At 38.2% G+C, this 17708-nt stretch carries 14 protein-coding genes; 4 read left to right on the top strand and 10 right to left on the bottom strand.

The window, feature by feature from the left end; genetic code table 11:
- Window positions 1-745, bottom strand: a 745-nt coding sequence (locus C1642_RS16015) for an SDR family NAD(P)-dependent oxidoreductase (RefSeq protein WP_103236584.1), incomplete at its 3' end; no start/stop codon positions are given.
- A gap of 25 nt (window positions 746-770) precedes the next feature.
- Window positions 771-1448 (bottom strand): hypothetical protein, encoded by a 678-nt coding sequence (locus tag C1642_RS16010; RefSeq protein ID WP_000120765.1) that lies wholly within the window; start codon window positions 1446-1448, stop codon window positions 771-773.
- Between the two features lie 196 nt (window positions 1449-1644).
- Here C1642_RS16010 and C1642_RS16005 point away from each other — a divergent pair, with 196 nt between their 5' ends.
- On the top strand, window positions 1645-4524 hold the full coding sequence (locus C1642_RS16005; protein WP_103236583.1) for a valine--tRNA ligase: 2880 nt from the start codon (window positions 1645-1647) through the stop codon (window positions 4522-4524).
- Between the two features lie 56 nt (window positions 4525-4580).
- On the opposite strand, the gene C1642_RS16000 is transcribed toward C1642_RS16005, so the two are convergent.
- The 3 genes from C1642_RS16000 to C1642_RS15990 form a co-directional block, all read right to left on the bottom strand.
- Window positions 4581-5165 (bottom strand): methyltransferase domain-containing protein, encoded by a 585-nt coding sequence (locus C1642_RS16000; RefSeq protein WP_004746063.1) that lies wholly within the window; start codon window positions 5163-5165, stop codon window positions 4581-4583.
- Window positions 5166-5302: 137 nt separating this feature from the next.
- Window positions 5303-6319, bottom strand: a complete 1017-nt coding sequence (locus C1642_RS15995; protein WP_103236582.1) for a molecular chaperone DnaJ — start codon at window positions 6317-6319, stop codon at window positions 5303-5305.
- A 127-nt stretch (window positions 6320-6446) separates the two neighbouring features.
- Entirely contained in the window at window positions 6447-7352 is a 906-nt protein-coding gene (locus tag C1642_RS15990) for an AEC family transporter (protein ID WP_103236581.1), read from the bottom strand.
- Window positions 7353-7468: 116 nt separating this feature from the next.
- On the opposite strand from C1642_RS15990, the gene C1642_RS15985 reads away from it, so the two are divergent.
- The 3 genes from C1642_RS15985 (at window position 7469) to C1642_RS15970 (ending at window position 10694) form a co-directional block, all read left to right on the top strand.
- On the top strand, window positions 7469-8353 hold the full coding sequence (locus C1642_RS15985) for a LysR family transcriptional regulator (protein ID WP_103236580.1): 885 nt from the start codon (window positions 7469-7471) through the stop codon (window positions 8351-8353).
- A gap of 302 nt (window positions 8354-8655) precedes the next feature.
- Window positions 8656-9843 carry an ammonium transporter gene (locus tag C1642_RS15975; protein ID WP_103236590.1) on the top strand — a complete coding sequence of 396 codons (1188 nt, stop codon included), beginning with the start codon at window positions 8656-8658 and terminating at the stop codon, window positions 9841-9843.
- A gap of 152 nt (window positions 9844-9995) precedes the next feature.
- Window positions 9996-10694, top strand: coding sequence for a phosphatase PAP2 family protein (locus C1642_RS15970; protein WP_103236579.1), 699 nt, complete (start codon window positions 9996-9998; stop codon window positions 10692-10694).
- Here C1642_RS15970 and C1642_RS15965 read toward each other — a convergent pair whose 3' ends face one another.
- From C1642_RS15965 to C1642_RS15945, 5 genes are all read right to left on the bottom strand, one after another.
- Entirely contained in the window at window positions 10695-12029 is a 1335-nt protein-coding gene (locus C1642_RS15965) for a two-component system sensor histidine kinase PmrB (RefSeq protein WP_000559381.1), read from the bottom strand.
- Window positions 12030-12054: 25 nt separating this feature from the next.
- Window positions 12055-12729: a response regulator transcription factor gene (locus tag C1642_RS15960; RefSeq protein ID WP_000161505.1), complete on the bottom strand. Its 675-nt coding sequence runs from the start codon at window positions 12727-12729 to the stop codon at window positions 12055-12057.
- A 14-nt stretch (window positions 12730-12743) separates the two neighbouring features.
- Window positions 12744-14393 carry a phosphoethanolamine transferase gene (locus C1642_RS15955; RefSeq protein WP_103236578.1) on the bottom strand — a complete coding sequence of 550 codons (1650 nt, stop codon included), beginning with the start codon at window positions 14391-14393 and terminating at the stop codon, window positions 12744-12746.
- A 181-nt stretch (window positions 14394-14574) separates the two neighbouring features.
- Window positions 14575-15879, bottom strand: coding sequence for a DcaP family trimeric outer membrane transporter (locus C1642_RS15950; protein WP_000362908.1), 1305 nt, complete (start codon window positions 15877-15879; stop codon window positions 14575-14577).
- A 545-nt stretch (window positions 15880-16424) separates the two neighbouring features.
- Complete coding sequence (locus tag C1642_RS15945; RefSeq protein ID WP_103236577.1) at window positions 16425-17672, bottom strand: MFS transporter; 1248 nt, start codon at window positions 17670-17672, stop codon at window positions 16425-16427.
- Window positions 17673-17708 lie beyond the last annotated feature (36 nt).

Here is a 17708-nt window from a genome sequence, read left to right as displayed (position 1 = left end):
TCACGCCTAATTTTTCTTTAGTACCGCCCACTACAATATATTCCTGTCCTTGCATTAATGCCTTAACTGACTGTTCTGCAAAAACATCGGCCTCTAGTCCATTTTCGATTGCTTCATCTTGGTGGCCTTGAGGTTGCCCTGCACCATTTAGTGCATTAAACGAAACATTAGTTTTTACAAAGCCTGGGAAAATAACCGAAACTTCAACACCCTGATCGGCAACTTCAGCACGTAAACTGTTGGCCCACATATGAATAGCAGCTTTAGCAGCCGAATAACTCGCACGGTACTGCGTACCTAAAAGCCCTGCTACACTCGACACGAATACAACTCGGCCAGACTTTTGTTTAAGCATGGTCGGTAACACAGTTTTGGTTAATGCGACTTGTGAGAAATAATCGACTTCCATAATGGCACGTTCTGTTGCCATTGTGGTGTCTTGAATTAGAGCACGCTGACTTAAACCCGCATTATTAATAAGCCAGTCAATTCGTCCTTTTGCTTTTAAAATCTGCTCATAAGCCTCTTGAACTTGCTCTTGATTGGTAATGTCTGCAACTACCGACAAGTGCTGATCCGGATGGAGTAAACCAACGCGAACTTCTTCTAACTCTTCAAAGCGACGCGAAGTTAAAATCACTTGAGCACCTTGCAAAGCAAACTCACCAGCTAAAGCTTTACCTAAACCAGAAGATGCTCCCGTAACCCACACCACTTTATTTTGCAAAGTATCAAGTTTGGCCATTTTAACTTCCTATTATCTTTTTAAATTATGCTGCTTGATGCATGAAGGCCAAAAAGTGGTTGATATAGTGAGTTGCTGTGGTCTGATCAACCTGCGTCCCCAATTTTTCCAAACGTTTATAGCCCAAATGCGTTGTCATATTAATGACCCCATTTAGGGTTTTATCGACAACCAAATTAAATTTTAAACGTTTTTTAGGTTCACGTACTAGGCTTGTTACACCTAAATCCACAATTTGAATTAAGGTCTGAAAAGCTTTTTCTACGCTTTGCATATTGCCCTCACGTATTTGTTCCGTCAGCGTTTGGGCCTGTTGTACAAGTTGAGGTGTGATCGGGTATGTAATATAAACCTCTTGCTCACGTTCTTTCATGAGTGAGGTCATATAATCAACTAAAGGTAAAAGTCGTTCATTACCGAAAAAAGAGACTGACCAAGGCATATATTTTCGGAAAGTATCTAAAATTTGCTGAAGAACTTTCTCGGACTCATACCGCTGTTTTTGAGTCATAGTAGAGTTGTCTTGCTCATCCTTTAACAATACAGAGAAAACTTGCTCAATAATTTCACACGACAAATCAGAAAGAACATCCCCCAATACTTTCGACTGGCTTTCTCTTACCCCAGCATGTAATTTCTCTCGAATTGAAGCAAATTGGGTATAGGTTGAATCGGAAATCTTTAAAAAAACTTTGTAGCTCATGTGTCGCATCCCTTTTCAATTCTTTTGTAATTTTTCTGCCGTGCCGCTACACGATTAAATTGTGATCCATGCTTCATAAATCTACCGTTTTTTGAAAAAAATACAAAACCGTTTATCTGTTTTCAGCACATTAATTTCGAGGCAATTTTTTGCTACAATAGATGCAATTTTTTATGCATATTCGATCTAAGCTACTATGACTGACGCTCAAACCGCTCAAAATATTGCCACCACCTACGATCCAACCGAGATCGAAAAGAAGTGGTACAAAACGTGGGAAGAACAAGGTTACTTCAAACCTTCTGGTCACGGTGAATCATTCTGTATCATGATTCCACCACCAAACGTCACTGGTAGTTTGCACATGGGCCATGGCTTTAACAATGCCATTATGGATGCCCTCACCCGTTATAACCGTATGATGGGTAAAAACACTTTGTGGCAACCGGGTACTGACCATGCTGGTATTGCAACTCAAATGGTTGTTGAGCGTCAACTTGGCTTACAAGGTATCACTCGTCACGATTTAGGCCGTGAAAAATTCATCGAAAAAGTTTGGGAATGGAAAGAGCAATCTGGCGGCACAATTACCAAACAAATTCGTCGTTTAGGTTCGTCTGTAGACTGGTCACGTGAACGCTTCACGATGGATGAAGGTTTATCAAACGCAGTGAAAGAAGTTTTCGTTCGTTTGCACGAAGACGGTTTAATTTACCGCGGTAAGCGCCTTGTAAACTGGGATCCTAAACTTCAAACTGCTCTTTCTGACCTTGAAGTAGAAAGCAAAGAAGAAAAAGGCTCACTTTGGCACTTTAAATATTTCTTTGAAGATAAATCAGTTAAAACTCAAGATGGCAAAGACTATCTCGTAGTTGCAACGACTCGTCCTGAAACTTTACTTGGTGATACTGCTGTTGCTGTTCACCCAGAAGATGAGCGTTATGCACACCTTGTTGGTAAAAATATTGTATTGCCAATTACTGGTCGTTTAATTCCAATCGTTGCTGACGACTACGTTGAAAAAGACTTCGGTACTGGCTGTGTAAAAATCACTCCTGCTCACGACTTTAACGACTATGAGTTAGGTAAACGCAATAGCTTGCCAATCATTAATATCTTCAACAAAAACGCCGAAGTTTTAGGTGAGTTTGAATATATTGCCAAAGCTGGTGAACAAATTTCTAAAACCATTACTGCACCTGCAGACTACGCTGGTTTAGAGCGCTTCGAAGCACGTAAAAAATTAGTTGCTCAAGCGGAAGCTGAAGGCTGGTTAGACCAAATCCAACCGTATGACTTAAAAGCGCCACGCGGTGACCGTTCAGGCGTGATTATTGAGCCATTATTAACTGACCAATGGTACGTAAAAATTGCGCCTCTTGCAGAGCCTGCAATTGAAGCGGTTCAAGATGGTCGTATTAAGTTTGTTCCAGAGCAGTACAGCAACATGTACATGGCATGGATGCGTGACATTCAAGACTGGTGTATTTCACGTCAGCTTTGGTGGGGTCACCGTATTCCAGCTTGGTACGATGCTGATGGCAACATCTATGTTGGCCGTAGCGAAGAAGAAGTTCGCGCGAAAAATAACATCGCGGCTGATATTGAGCTTAAACAAGACGAAGACGTACTTGATACATGGTTCTCATCTGCACTTTGGACATTCTCAACGCTAGGCTGGCCAGAACAAACGCCTGAACTCAAAACTTTCCACCCGACTGACGTGTTGGTGACTGGTTTTGACATTATCTTCTTCTGGGTTGCCCGTATGATCATGATGACCATGCACTTCATGAAAAATGAAGATGGTTCATCTCAAATTCCATTTAAGACGGTTTACGTTCACGGCTTGGTACGTGATGGTGAAGGTCAGAAAATGTCGAAGTCTAAAGGTAACGTTCTTGACCCATTAGACTTGATTGACGGTATTGATTTAGAAAGCTTAGTCGCAAAACGTACGACTGGCCTCATGAACCCGAAAGATGCTGCGAAGATTGAAAAATCAACGCGTAAAGAATTCCCAGAAGGCATTAATGCTTACGGTACTGACGCAGTTCGTTTCACGTTCTGTGCCCTTGCAAACACTGGTCGTGACATCAAGTTCGACTTAAAACGTGTTGAAGGTTACCGTAACTTCTGTAACAAAATCTGGAACGCAACTCGTTTCGTTCTGATGAATGTTGAAGGCCAAACTGTTGGTACCGACGCTCGTCCTGATCTTTGGGAACTTCCAGAACAATGGATTATCAGCCGTCTGCAAAAAGCTGAAGCTGCTGTACACCAAGCGTTTGCAACATATCGTTTAGACCTTGCTGCCCAAGCGATTTACGACTTTATCTGGAATGAGTACTGTGACTGGTACGTTGAGTTAACTAAACCAGTTCTAAACGATGCAGAAGTTTCAGAAGAGCGTAAAGCTGAAGTACGCCGTGTATTGCTTGCAGTCATGGAAGCTTCATTACGTTTGGCTCATCCATTAATGCCATATTTGACAGAAGAAATCTGGCAAACACTTGCACCAATGCTTGGTCAAGGCGGCCCAACGATTATGACTGCTCAATACCCTATTCCTGAGCAAGCAAAAATCAATGAACAAGCTGAAGCAGATATGCAATGGCTTCAAGGTTTGATTGGTGCGGTACGTAACATTCGCGGTGAAATGGGCTTAGGTAATGCGCGTTTATTACCAGTATTACTTCAAAACATTTCTGATGCTGAACGTGAACAAATTACTCGTATTGAAGCATTGTTCAAAGCATTGGCTAAAGTCGAAAGTATTGAGTTCTTAGGTAAAGACCAAGAACCACCGCTTTCTTCTTCAAGTGTTGTAGGTCATGCATCGGTATTTGTACCAATGAAAGGCTTAATTGACCCTAAAGCTGAGCTTGGCCGTTTGCAAAAAGACTTGGATAAAATCCAAAAGCAACACGACCAAATTGCAAATAAACTTGCAAATGAAGGCTTTGTTTCTAAAGCACCAGCAGCGGTTGTTGAAGGTGAAAAAGCGAAGCTTGCTGAGTTTGCTGCGCAGTTAGATAAAGTTAAAGCGAATATGGAGCAAATTGCTGCGCTTTAATTTAATTAGTTAAATGAACCCAGAATCTGTGCAAGCAGGTTCTGGGTTTTCTATATTTAAAAATCACTTTTCTGTAGAATCAGCATATGAAGATGCCATGTTTTTATATAACCTTCCAATAAAGGTAAATTTTCATTAATTTCTTTATGAAACAGCAGATTAAAATCACATAAGAATAAATCAGCTATATCTTGATAAGTAAATCCTATAAATTTTGTAGGTTCTCTAATAACCCACTCATCATAAATTCCCAATAAATCAACTACAAGAATTCCACCTTCAGAAAGAGCATTTATCATTCGTTTAATTACGCTATAAAAATAACTTGGGTTACAAAAGAACAGACTTGATGAAGCAATAATTAAGCTTGCAGACGGGAAATTAAAGTCTTCAAAAGATTCATGATAGAAAATAAATTTAGAGTCATCTTTGAATCGCTCATTACAGACTTTTTGCGCATCAATTGAAATATCAAAAGCATGAACATTAAATCCCTTTGAGAGTAGATAAGCAGATTCATTGCCAGCGCCACAGCCACAATCGATAGCAACTAAAGGTAAGTTAGGAAAATAACCTAAAGCCTTCTCTAAAATAGGTCTATGTTTAAGTTCTTTTGATAATTGAATAAATTTTTCATTCATAAATCCGATCTTTTAATTTTTATAATTTCCACACTATATTTTATAAAAAATCCAATCTCAACGATTTCCTATTTCAGAATTTATACCTTATCAAATCATCGGTAATCTCATGGCTGCACATAAAAACTAGAAACTGATTAAAGCACCCCATGCCCCAACAGCATTTCCACCCCACTTACCTTTTTCATATGCTTTAAACGTTCCTTTTCCCACTTCAACTGCTGCTTTAGCTCAGCACAATCAGCATCTACAGCTTTATACACATCACTAATATGTACATGCTCTACTTTCACATTCTTGGCTAACTGAAAAGAATCTAAAATCTCAGCAATTTGACTTTCAAGCTGCTGACTTTGTGCATCCAAAGCCAGTTTATAAAACCGCAACTGCTCAGCAGATAACTCTTTAGCGCCTAGCCCTTTATTCTGTTCAAGCTGTAACTGGAGTTTGAGTAAGTAAAACAAGTCCTGTTTTTCATAGGCCTGACTTGCTTGTTGGAACAACTCAGTTTTTTCTTCTTTTTTAGTTTCATCTTGCTCACGGTCTGGGTGAATCATCGCGGCAATTTTTAAATAAACTGTTTTGAGTGACTGGGCTGCCATTTGCTCAGCTTGTTCACGTTTTTGTTGCTGTCTTTGCTGTTTAGCTTGTTTCCGCGCTTGTTGTTGCTCAGCCGCATACCGTTCAAAGTCTTCTTCTAACTCTAAACCTTGATCAACGCTTTCTTCATATTCAGATTTTATTGACTGAGCTTTTCTATTCTTTTTTGCCGATTCCGCTGCATGTTGCTGATAAAAGTTATCGATCTGCTTCACTAAATCCACCTGTTCAGCAGATAACATTTTTGAGCGCTTCAACATTTGTGCAAGCTGGGCAATTTTTTCATCCAGTTGTTGTATGTCTGCTTTGGAAAACTCATGGCTATGTAATATATTCCAAAGTTGCTCTAACTGTTGAAATAGCACCGCATGCAAATCGCTATACACAGGCATCAGTTTTTGTCGTATGTGCTGTTGAATCTCAGCTTGTGCATTTTGCCAAGCGCTCAGGCTAACTTTTTGCTGTTCTATTTTATCAATCAGGTGATTCAGTTTTTTCTGCTGTGCAGATGGTTCAGACCTTTGCTGCAAGCTCACTTTGAGATCAAAGGACATACTCATCCACCCGAAAAAGAAAAAAGTGTAGCAATAATTATATGAGGAAGGTAGCCAGCATTCTTTAAGTCAGAATCAGCCTATTCATTTTTAGAAAATAAAACACGACTTAACTAAAGTTTATATCTTAAGAAATCCACCAAATCACTAATGGCAAAGTCACGGCGGCGCATAAAGTTTGAAAGCTAATCACGGCTGCCATAAGCTGACTATCACCACCCAAAACCTTAGTTAAAATATATGAAGCAGAAGCAGTCGGTAGCGCAAAGAAAATAACTAAAATTTGTGTTTGTAAACTTGGTAAACCAAACCATATGCAGACCGTGTAAGCCAAAGCAGGCACTGCTAAAAGTCGAGCAAATGTGTCTGCTACCAACACCACAATGTCTTTTTTAATTTGCATAAACTGCAAAGCTGCGCCAACACATAACAACCCTAGTGGCAAACTCGACACTGAAAAAAGCTTAATAAACTGAGCAAAACCTTCCCAAATTGGGATATGAAGTGCATTGACTGCTGCCCCGACTACACACGATGCAATTAAAGGATTTTTAAGAAGAGCAATCAAAACAGGTTTAATTGCCATGTGTTCTTTAGAGGTTAGAGCAAGCACCGAAATAACATTCACAAGCGGAATGCAAAGCGCCAATAAAATTGCCAGAATTGCCATTCCTTCACTTTTAAAAAGCGAAGTGACTAAAGCCAAACCAATATAGGTATTAAAGCGAACCATACTTTGTACATGCACACCAAAACGTGCGGGTGGTATGTGCCAAAACATTCGAAGTATGTATAAAAAAGCGGTCACTGCTAAAACCACAATTAACATCGCAATAATGGCTGTACTCAAGCTTTGTAAATCAATTTTTGCGGTCGATAGCGTACTAAAAAGCAAAGCTGGAAATAAAATATAATAATTCAGCTTCTCTGCCCCAGCCCAAAACTCATCGCTAAAAAAACGATATTTTTTAAATAAGTATCCCGATGCAATTAATGCAACTAAAGGAAAAAGAGATAAAACAATACTATTCATTTCTTTACTCGAGTTTTGTTGAGGCTTGCTAGTTTGGGAACTAACTTGGCTTACTCATATATTAAAGATAATGAAAACTCATGATAAAATGAGTTTTTACTCATAATAAGTACAACATGACATTTACCCAGCTTGAAATTTTCGCACTCATTGCTGAACTAAAAAGCTTTACAGCTACCGCAGAAAAGCTGGGAATTTCACAGTCGGCAGTTTCCCATGCGCTTAAATCATTAGAACAACAATGGGGCATTAACCTGATTTCAAGAACTCAAAGCGATATTGAGCTGACGACGACAGGTCAGCAGTTATTAACCCATGTAAAAGAGCTGTTGAGTATTTCCGATACCTTAGAAAAAGAAGTAGCTGCCATTCATGGTTTAAATGAAGGCACATTACGTATTGGTTCTTTTGGAGCTTCATCCTCTATTTATCTATTGCCTGAAATTTTAGAAACCTTTCGGCAACGCTACCCTAAAATCGAAATTTATATCGATGAAGGTGAAGATAAAGAAGTTGCTCAGTGGTTATTAGAGCGACGCATCGAAGTTGGTTTTTTGATTATGCCAGATGAGCGTTTTGATACATTTCCCTTAATTGAAGATCGTTTTGTGGCCCTAATTCCGAGTGGTTACCCGCTCGCCCAACAACTCTATATTGATCCAGCACAGCTAGAAAATTGTTCTTTCATTATGACAATGGCGGGTAGTCGACATCAGGTCGAATTAATTTTAAAAAATTTTAATGTCAAACCAGATATCAAATTTTATGTTTCACAAATTCTAAGTATTGTCAGTATGGTCCACAACCAGTTAGGGATTTCGATTGTCTCTGATATGGTGATCACCAAAGAGCTACTCTCGCTTTATCCAAACGTAGTTAAACGCCCATTTAAACCAAACCTTAAACGTTCTATTGGTCTTGCAGTAAAAAATAAGAAACACATCAGTCCAGCCGTAAAAGCATTTATTGAAGTTGCTCAAGAGGTTTGGTCTGATCATTAATTAAATATAGATAATTTTTAAAAATTTAATAATGATCTCTTTCAGATCAATTTATCAACATATTAGATGACTTGTAACGTAAAAAGCGCCCTTATTGCCCTATCTTGAATAAATCAACGCACCATTTATCGCCAAAATCCTCTATTTCAATCCAAATTGGTGCGCTTATTGCATATTCACTTTTATGCAATTGAGTTTGTTTCGACAAACTTAGGTTTTTAGATTCCTTAAATCTATTTTGGTGCAATTTACAGACCCAGATTTGTTCCAAAATGGAATTTAGCACTTTTTTCGAGCATGCTATGCAAAATGTAGATCTGTTTTTCTTATTACTTGGTGCAGTTTTGGTTCTTGCCATGCACGCAGGTTTTGCATTCTTGGAACTTGGTACAGTTCGCCACAAAAATCAGGTGAACGCGCTTAGTAAAATTCTGACTGACTTTGCCCTCTCCGCAATCGCATATTTCTTTGTTGGCTACTACATTTCGTATGGTCAGCACTTCTTTCATGATGGTACGGTTTTATCCAATGATCATGGTTATAACCTTATGCGTTGCTTCTTTTTACTCACTTTTGCTGCGGCCATTCCTGCCATTATTTCTGGCGGTATTGCAGAACGCGCAAAAATGCGTTCACAAGCGATTGCCACACTCGCATTGGTTGCACTGGTTTATCCGTTCTTCGAGGGAATGGTCTGGAATGGCAACTACGGTCTGCAAAAGTGGTTAGAAACAACTTTTGGCGCAGCTTTTCATGATTTTGCCGGTTCAGTCGTAGTACATGCTATGGGCGGTTGGATAGCACTTGCTGCTGTCATTTTGTTGGGCGCACGTTCTGGCCGTTATAAGAAAGATGGTCGTGTAAGTGCTCACCCACCTTCTTCTATTCCATTTTTGGCGCTTGGTTCATGGATTTTAATTGTCGGCTGGTTTGGCTTTAACGTGATGAGTGCTCAGCGTGTTGATGCAATCTCCGGTCTCGTTGCGATTAATTCACTTATGGCAATGGTCGGCGGAACGATTACAGCAAATGCGATTGGAAAAAATGACCCTGGTTTCTTACACAACGGTCCACTTGCGGGTTTAGTCGCTATTTGCGCAGGTTCTGACATTGTTCATCCAGTCAGTGCACTTGTAATTGGTGGTTCAGCGGGTGCCATGTTCGTGTATCTATTCACCTATACACAAAACAAACTCAAAGTTGATGACGTTCTTGGTGTCTGGCCGCTACATGGTGTATGCGGTGCATTTGGTGGTATTGCCGTAGGTATTTTTGGTCAAAAATGGCTAGGTGGTTTAGGCGGCGTATCATTCATCTCTCAGCTCATCGGTACAGCACTCGCGATTGCTATTGCACTGGCTGGCGGTTTCATTGTTTATGGCATCCTTAAAGCGACCATAGGCATTCGCCTATCTCAAGAAGATGAGTTCCGTGGTGCAGACTTATCTATTCATAAGATCTCAGCAAACTCTGAAGAAGGTATGTTTTAATACTTTCTAAAGTGCTTAAGGCGACGATACTATTCGTCGCTTTTTTATTTTTTATGGAAAATTGAACTTCTTTCACCAGTATAGTTTAAGAGCAATTTAAGGTTAATTTTATGTAATTAGTCACACCTATTGTCGATTGATATTGCATCAGAATGACTAATCAAAAACTTTTTTTTCAAATTAATATTCTCTTTCTTTTTTTCAGTTTTTTTATTCTTCTATTTGTATTTCCAGTCGGTGGGAAAATTGATATGTACCTCATCCAGCCTTGGATTGATTCAACAGGTCATTTTTTCAATCGGGACAATTGGTATCTTGAAAGGCTTAATCATGAAATTGTAAAACAAATCATCACCGCCGTTTATGTTATCTTTTTTGGTTTATGGCTTGCGTCATTTAAATTAAAAAAATTAAAACCTTATCGCTGGCAATATGGCTATATGTTTTTTGTCAGTATGCTCGGTAGCAGTATAGTTGGCCTAATAAAGTCACAATCTGCTCACGCCTGCCCTTGGAATATGGTTCATCCTAATACTTTAGGAAGCTATATTTGGGACTTTAGCGCTAAACATGGCCATTGTTTTCCAGGCGGTCATGCAAGTGCAGGTTTTATTTTAATGACAGGTTATTTTGTTTATCGTCTTGAACAACCTAAACGTGCTTACTTTTATTTATTATCCGGTATTTTATTAGGTTTCATGATGGGTTGGGCGCAAATGATGCGAGGAGCACATTTCCTAAGCCATAACTTATGGACAGGCTGGGTCGTTTGGGCAATAAATATTTTATTTTATGCGATTTGTATTCATCGTTTTGAGTTCGAAAAACAAGTGAAACAAGAGCTTACGTAATCACGCTCTTGTTTCATGTAAATGTAAGACTTTAGGTAATTTCACTAATACAGAAAGACCGCCAAGCTCTAAGCTCTTATCGAGAGTTAAAGTCCCACCAAGCCTTTGAGTTGCACGATCTACAATAGATAAACCTAGGCCACTTCCCACCTCAAGATGGTGATGCACGCGATAAAAACGCTTAAGGACTTTATCGTAATTTTCAGGGTCTATTCCTGCACCGCTATCTTCAATTTGAATACATGCGTAGTGATCTGGATCGGTATAAACTGAAATATTAATAACACCCTGATGTGGGGTGTACTTAATTGCATTATCAATTAAATTAAAAATAATCGAATGTACAGTAGGTTCAATACTATGCATTTCGATGGGTTCATTTCTAACAAAACCTAAATCGATTTCTTTTTGCATAGCCAAGTTGACCAACTGCTCCACACAATTTAATGCCACATCATTGAGTTGAAAATATCCAGTAGGCTCGACCATACTTAAAGTTACATCTTGCTTTGCCAATGCTAAAAGCTGAGTCACCAAATGCTGAATACGTGCCAAACCTTTGCTTAAGTTTTGCAATGATTCATGCTCGGGGAACTGACTTAGCAAAATCTTGGTTTGTAAGTTCAATGCAGTCACAGGTGTTCGTAATTCATGAGCAGCATCGGCAATAAATTGCTTCTGTTCATTTTGCGCTTTAGAAATGCGCTCAAAAAGACGGTTCATTTCGTCAATAGTAGGTAAAAGCTCTTGAGGATAATCATGTACTTCAATTGGGGTGAGTTCTTCGGAATCGCGTTCTTTTAACTCATTTTTAAAATCATCTATTGGTTTTAAACCACGACGAATAATGGCTGCTAAAGCAAATATTGCAAAAGGTAAAATAATTAAATACGGAATAAACATACTGCCCGCAAGCTCCCAAGCGAAAGCTTCACGAACCCTCTCTTGCTGACTGACCTGAATCTGGTAATCCTTCAAAGGTAAAACATAAGTTCTGACTATACCTTGAGCGGTTTTATGAGAATAAAATCCCGCTTGCTCAACAGGTGGAACCAGCAAATGTAAATGATGAGACAAATGGGCCTGATCCTTATAAGCCCAAATATCGATAAACAGATCTTCTTCGTGGTAAGTTTTATGAAAATCAAACTTACTGCTTACAGTTTTTAAAGGGTGCTCAGCTGTTCTTTCCGCTAAATACTTCATTTGAGTATCTAGAATTTCATCGACTTCTTGAAGTGCAACCTTATAAGCACTAAAAATTAAAATACAACCTAAGATGACACTGAAAATTGAGGTGCCCCAAATCAGTCGTTTTTTTAATGAATAATGCACTTTTATGAAGTCCCGAAATTTTAAATTATGATTGCCCCAAACGGTAGCCCAGTCCTCGGATGGTTCGGATAAAATCTTTACCCAGCTTCGCTCTTAAATGGTGAACATATACTTCAATAGTATTACTGGTCACATCACTATCAAAATCATATAACTTATCTTCTAAGTTGGCTTTAGAAAAGATTTTATTTGGGTGAGTCATAAGTGGAATTAAGATTGCCCATTCACGATTTGATAAATCAATGCGTTGGCCTTTAAACGTCGCAATATGCTGTTCAACATTTAAAACCAGATCACCACTTTCTAATAATTGATCTTGACTCGCAAGTTGAGCTTCTACTCCACTACGGCGTAGTAAGGCATGAATACGGGCAAGCAACTCATCAAACTCATAAGGTTTAATTAAATAATCATCTGCACCCAAATTTAAACCATCGACACGGTTTTGTAATTGATCTCGAGCAGAAATAATTAATACTGGTGTTGCTGCTCTTTGACGGATCTGCTTTAAAACTTGCATACCATCCATCATAGGCAATCCTAAATCCAAAAGAATAAGATCAAATTTAGTCTTCGCCAATTGAGCCAAACCATCTAAACCGTTATTGACCCATTCCACCTCAAATTGATGATATTGCAGCAACGTGATCGTTGATTCTGCAATCATAAAATCATCTTCAATCATCAAGATTTTTGTCATGTTCTAGGCTCGCTTTAGTTTACATGGGCACAAGAGTGCAACATGTCCAGTTGAGGGTTGATGACCTGAGTTTTTACATCCAGCAAACTTAACAAACTTGGGAATAAATTATCCTGACTTAACTTTTGTTTAGTTTGTTGGCTTAAACAATTCACTTGAGCAAGATTATGTTGTTTCCAACTTTCAGAGAACCACATAATCATTGGTACATGTGTTTGTTGGCTCGGTGCGATTGCATAAGGTGAACCATGTAAATATAAACCATGTTCTCCGGTTGATTCGCCATGATCAGATAAATACCATAAACCTGTCTGATATTTTGATATTTCTTTTAGAGTATTAATCATTTGGCTTAATACATGGTCTGTATATACGATTGTATTATCATAACTATTTAGCAATTCGGTTTGCGAACAGCCCTGTATCGCATTCGTATCACAAGTCGGTTTAAAGGGTTGATATGCCTCAGGCGCACGCTTGTAATATGCAGGTCCATGACTACCCACCTGATGCAAAACAATCAAACGTGGGCGATCATCATCTTTGGCAATAGTAGCCAAATACTGCTTTAAGCTGTCAATGAGAATGTCATCATAACATTCGCCATCTTTACACCATTTTTTCTTTAAGTTTTCTGGAATCTGGTATTGTTCAACACGATCACATGCACCTTTACAACCCGAGTTATTATCAATCCAAGTCACTTGGTAACCCGCACGTTTTGCAATATCTAGTAAACCTTCGCGGTGACTGGCTAATTGCTCATCATAATCTACACGTGGCATACCCGAGAACATACATGGCACAGAAACTGCTGTTGCCGTACCGCATGAGCTCACTTGCGAAAAGTTGAAAATATCTTGTTTAGAAAGCTCCGGATTCGTATTTTTTGCATACCCATTTAGAGAGAAACTTTCGGCACGTGCCGTTTCACCCACAACAAGTATCATTAACTTAGGGAGGTTCTTTTGGACGCGCTGAACTTGATGAGCATCTTGTCCATATATCACAAGAGGCAGATTTTTCTTCGGAGCCTTCTTATGATAGTAAGACATAAGCGATGAAATACTATTTTGCGGTGAAATCATCCCTTTTAAATCACGATGTTCACGAAATATTGCAGCGAAATCGACATAGTAGGTAAAAAGTAAAACACCGACCACTGCAAATGAAGCTACCAGTGAAAATACTTTCTTCAATAACAACCGTGATACTTTTTCTTGTTTAAATTTAACTTGAGTAATTAAAAAAATGGGTAAAATAACAAAAAAAATTGTCCATAAAACAAAGCGTAAAGAGATTAGATCGGTAACTTCCGAAACATCGGTCTGCACCATATTTTGAATTTGGTCGGGTGAAATAATGACACCCAATGTGTTTACAAAATAAGAGCTAAAGCCACCAATAAATATCAATAAAATTGCAAAGATTTTGGCAGTCCATTTCCAATTTAAGATTTGTAAAACCGCATAATAGGTAGCAACAAGAATTACGAGAGTAGCAGCTAAAAACAAAATAGCCTTTACTCCAAAATATGGAGTTAAAGTATGGACTTGATGATAAAAACCAATATTTAAAATTGCACCTAGCCAAATGGCTATAATGAGATTAAACATAAACAGAGAAATCTGTTTATTTCTTAATATTGAAAAAAAATTCAGCATCGTGAGTGACTACAATCTTTTTATGATGCTTTAATGTAGAAATTGAAACTTAAAAATGACTTAAATAAAAAATGATCTAATTTAGAGGCCTTATTTCATTATTATTTTTTAAATTTAACAAATAAAAAAAGACGAGGTTAAGTTTAACCTCGTCTTTTCTATTTTTAGCTAAAAATCGTTATTAGAAACTATATTTAGCCATTAAACCAACACGGTTATCTTTGTAAGACTTACCAGCAAAGGTATCACGCTTACCGTTTACATACTCAACGCCTAAATCAATTGGTTTAACTGGCGTATAGATAAAGTTGATCCATGCTTGTTGAACTTTTTCATTTGCAGAGGCATTTAATCTCGCATAATCAGTGCCATCATCAGAGAACTGAGCACCATACGCTAAAGTAGAACGTAAGTTAGGTAAAATCTTATAAGTTCCACCCACTTGTACTGCTACAAATTCATTTTGCTCAATAGAATTCCCATCTACTGCGTATGGAGAGTTACTACCATACAAGTAACTATTATCACCCACAACATATGATGCGTCAGCAAAGAGTTTTAAAGGATCAGACACTTTAAAGTCAGTACCAACTGCAACGCCCCAACCAGTTTTATCATCATCAGCAAGTTGTGATTTATAATTTTCTACAAGAACACGAGCTGAAGCAGAACCTCTGCCTTCTGCATAGCCTTGAGTGATTTTAGCAGTTAATGCTGGTAGGCTATACTTAATACTATCACCTGTTACCGAAGTAGTACTATCACCTTTTTCAGCAGAAACAAATAATTGTGTAGTTGGGCCTAGTTTGTAGTTATAGCGTACTTGAGGTACACGTTTAGTACCACCACCAATGTTTGTCGAGAAGTCGATCATTTCTGGTGCATGGTTAGATAAGAAGTTTGAAGTCGTTTGACCAAACAACCAGTTGTTATAGGTTAAATAAGCATGGCGAATACGCAATGAGCCATTTGAATCTGTGGTTGAACCAGCAAAATCGACTTCGATTTTACCACCAACTTTGTCGTCTCCAACAGGTGTATTAAAATCTAAACCGAGGCGTGTTGTTTTAGCAGTCGCACGTAATTTATCATGTGTTTTACCGTCTGACTTACTTACATCACCAAAGTCGTTATCTGCACCTTCAATAATATAGTTAGCATCGCCACGAACAAAACCATAAAGGTTCACATCAGCGCCAGCTTTAGATTTAAATCCTGCTAATGGAGAAGCAGGTGCTGCCACAGGTTGAGGTTGCGCTTTTACTTCAGCTAACTGTACTTGCTGTTGCTGCTGTACTTGTTGCTGTTGTTGCTGTACTTGACGTTGTTCTTGAACTAATGCTTTTAATGCTTCAACTTCTTGACGAAGCTTTCGAATTTCCTCTTTATCAGAAGTTGCCGCATTTGCCCCACTCATCATTAAAGCTGTTACTGTAATAGCTAAACTTTTAACAACAAACGATTTACGATTAAGGAATAGATCCATCAAAGACTCCTAAAAATATATTTTATGCTGCCTGTCCATGCCAAGTTGACTCGTGTGACCATTAAGCACTAAAGAATCAACCATCCTCCAAATTTGATTGCATTAATTTTATTACCGCAATCAAAACCAATTTTAACGCTGGGTAAGATTAAAAATTCCGGTCCAAAAGAATCAGCATTTACTTTTTGGTTTACAGAACCTTTACCTTAACTTCATGTTGTAACGAATCCTACACAACTCTCTTATCTTATAGAATGATTAAATCATTATTTCATTATTCTTTTTTAGACTTTAGGCTAATATCCAATCTAAATGAATATTTTTTTGCCAGTCTTATTTGATTCACATGATTTTTCTTGTTATTTGCATCCACTTCTCTCCTTGCAGCTTCCTTTTGCTTTCCAAACAAAATGGCACAATTAATAAGCCATTTAAATAGCCAAAAATATACATTTTTAAAAGATTGGCTAAAAATATAAGTATGATTTTTTAGTGCAGCTTAGTTATATTTAAGTCTCTTTATTTCATCTACTTAATATTATTTTTTATACAGTTTTGGCAGCTTTCCATAAGTAAATAGGAATTAAAAAGAGTACCGCAATACTGACAATAGCTATCAAATAATGGAAATAACCAAACGCATCTGCAATGACTCCACTAAAGCTATAAAGACCACCACTGACTGTCGCCATGACTGAAACCTGAAAAGTAAAATCGGTACCTGCATAGTTTTTTCGACTGTAATGCATAACCAAAGTTAACATCACGACCAGTAGCATGGCAGCAAAGGCATCTTCCAGGGCATTTACGGCATAGATAAGCCATACATTTATCTTTACCTTTTGTTCATAAGCATAAGCCAAATACACATAGCCCCCTAAACTCATAATTTTTAATATTGAAAAAGCCATTAATGCTGTAGACCTAGAAATATGTTTTAACATCCAGCCAGCACTAAGTGCCCCCAATAAAGCAGCAACAGCCCCAAGCATGGTGATGTAAATACCAATCTGAGTAAAACTTAAACCCATATCCACCATTAAAGGTTTAAGTAATGGCCCGGCTAAACCATCTGCAACCTTAAAAGTTATAAGGACGATTAACCAAGAACGAAGTTCCTTATTTTGAGAGAAGTACCCCAAGTAAGCTTTAATCTTTGTAACTAGACTTGGTTGGCTATATTGATGAGGTGAATGAGAAGTATGAGATGGCTCTTTAAATAGTAAAATAGGTAAGGTATTAATAAAGACTAAAGCGGCTAATAATAGAAAAGTCGGCTGCCATGATAACCAGTCTAGGCACCATAACACGGCTCCCCCGCCCACAATAAAACCAAGTCGTGAACCTACAACTTGAAAAGTATTTCCCCAATGTTGCTGATCGTGTTGCAATAAATTGACCGCTAAAGCATCGGTCGCGATATCTTGAGTTGCGCCTGTTAAGTTCATAAATAACAGCGTAATAAAAAATATAAAGAGATAAAGAGGCTGATCTAAAACTTGTATAGGGAAAAAAGATAAAATACAAAGTACACCCACCGTCAAAAACTGAGCAGGTAAAATCCAGCTACGATAGTGACCTAAATGCGAGATAGCATGTCGATCTACCCACGGCGCCCAAAATATTTTGATTGACCAAGGCAACATGAGCAGCCCAAAACCACCAATATGGGCAAGAGATACACCTTGAGCTCTTAATATGACAGGTAAGGCATGCGTCATAAAACCTACAGGCAAACCTTGTGCCCAATATAAGGAAAAGAGCAAAAGATAAAGATTTTGCTGTCGGAACATATATACCTACTTTTATTTATTTGTGCGGTAATAACA

It is taken from the genome of Acinetobacter sp. AKBS16, from assembly GCF_002899995.1.
Lineage (GTDB): Bacteria > Pseudomonadota > Gammaproteobacteria > Pseudomonadales > Moraxellaceae > Acinetobacter > Acinetobacter baumannii.
This window is presented reverse-complemented; position numbering and strand designations above follow the sequence as displayed.